The following is a 538-nucleotide window of genomic DNA, read 5'->3' as shown; positions in this document are numbered from 1 at the left end:
CTGGCTTTTCCCGCCTCAGATTGAAGGTTACATCCTCACCGGCTCTGGCGACACATGGATCAACAGCAAACCTGCCGCGCGGGCCGCGGCGACTGCGGCATCGCGGCAGGATATTGAGGCGCAGGAAGCTCAGGCGAAGACGGAACAGGAAGAAGCGCAGCGTCAGGAGGATGCCAGAACGTTCCTGGATGTGGCCGGGGAATATCTGGAAATGGCGGGGGCCATAGCCCTGGCGGTTAACCCGGTGACAGGGCCTGTGCTGATGTCCCGGGCGCTGCACGACCAGCTCAGTACGGAAGAAGGGCGTTCTGAAATGGTGGATGGCGTGACACATTTTGTGTCGGAACTATGGCAGCCCACCGTGGCCAGTGCGGCCCCGGGCTCCACCCCGACCCCTGACGATAAAATCGACTGCCATAAACATCCCTCCTCACTGACGCAGTTTCTCGCACAAAAAAAAGCCGCCTTTCTGGATGACCCCCTGGGAACGGCCCTTAACCTGCTGAGTCCGGACGGTATGCTGGAAACCGCCTTTCAG

The 538-nt window shown here is 60.2% G+C and carries 1 pseudogene; it reads left to right on the top strand.

The features are described from left to right. Positions 1-538: pseudogene (locus tag ACJHX7_RS26285) on the top strand (type IV secretion protein Rhs); the annotation flags it as partial.

The organism is Escherichia sp. WS1451 (assembly GCF_046487365.1).
Classification (GTDB): Bacteria; Pseudomonadota; Gammaproteobacteria; order Enterobacterales; family Enterobacteriaceae; genus Escherichia; species Escherichia coli.
This window is presented reverse-complemented; position numbering and strand designations above follow the sequence as displayed.